The sequence below is a fragment of the Neobacillus drentensis genome, from assembly GCF_036962765.1.
GTDB lineage: Bacteria > Bacillota > Bacilli > Bacillales > Cytobacillaceae > Neobacillus > Neobacillus drentensis_C.
Genome location: NZ_JBALOS010000074.1, coordinates 1 through 1,199, shown reverse-complemented (window position 1 = coordinate 1,199; position 1,199 = coordinate 1). Strand labels below are relative to the sequence as shown.

Genomic DNA, 1,199 nt, shown 5'->3' with positions numbered 1-1,199 from the left:
GCACCCTGTTGATTGGAGTGGAAAGTGCGAAGACTCCTGCGGGAGGCTCCCCGGACCGCCCGCGGAAAGCGAAGCGCTTGGAACGGAAATCAACAGGCTAGTTTAACAGAGCCTTTTTTATAAAAATTAGGAGGTAAATATTAATATGAATTTTGCGACTCTACCTAAAATTGAACTTCACTGCCATTTAGATGGCAGTCTTAGACCGGAAACCATCCTTGATATTGCAAAGAGAGAAGGAATCAGTCTACCTTCGATGAATAGGGATGAAATTCTAAAAGAACTCATCGCTCCATTAGAATGTGAATCGCTTGATGAATATTTAGAGAAATTTTCTATTCCCAATTTAGTTATGCAGACAAAGGAAAACCTTAGAAGGATTACCTTTGAACTTTTTGAGGATGCCGCACGGGAAAATGTGAAATACATGGAGGTAAGATTTGCTCCACTACTTCATACAGCAAGGGGATTAGAGGTTGATGATATCATCCAGAGCGTCTTAACTGGAATGAAGGATGCAGAAACGCAATATGAGATAAAGGGAAATTTAATCCTTTCCTGTATGAGAACGATGTCTGCAGAACGTGCTTTTGAGGTTGTAGAGAAGGGGAAGAAATTCCTTGGAAAAGGAGTAGTCGCCATCGATTTATGTGCATCGGAAGAGGAAGGATTTTGTGGAAAATTCGTAGAACCGATCGCATTAGCTAGAGAATATGGTTATCGAGTAACCATCCATGCTGGTGAAACGGGTATAGGGAAGAATGTATTAGAGGCAGTTGAACTTTTGGGTGCAGAGAGAATTGGTCACGGCGTATTTATTAAGGACTGTGACGAGGCATATAATATCGTAAAGGAAAAGCATGTTGTCCTTGAAATGTGTCCAACAAGTAATGTGCAAACGAAAGCCGTGAACCAGTTTAGTGAACATCCAATCTATCAGTTTCATAACGATGGAATAAAGGTAACGGTTAATACAGACAACCGGACGGTATCAGATACAACGATGGCAAATGAATGTGAAATCGTATTTAAAGAATTCAATATAAGCGAAAATGACTATAAGCAAATTTACTTTAATAGTGTTGAAGCAAGCTTTGCCGATTCCGAAACAAAGGAAATGCTGAAGAAATATATTTCTTGATAAATAGTAGAATAAAGGTGTCAGGCACCATGTGAAAAATTCACATGGTGCCTGACAC

General features: G+C 39.8%; 1 protein-coding gene. It reads left to right on the top strand.

The window, feature by feature from the left end; all coding sequences use genetic code 11:
* Nucleotides 1–145 precede the first annotated feature (145 nt).
* Nucleotides 146–1,141, top strand: coding sequence for an adenosine deaminase (gene add / locus V7137_RS11105; RefSeq protein ID WP_335698147.1), 996 nt, complete (start codon nucleotides 146–148; stop codon nucleotides 1,139–1,141).
* Nucleotides 1,142–1,199 lie beyond the last annotated feature (58 nt).

Bases quoted from the DNA above. Each gene is read 5' to 3' on its own strand.
- add (WP_335698147.1), top strand. From the start codon at position 146: ATGAATTTTGCGACTCTACCTAAAATTGAACTTCACTGCCATTTAGAT.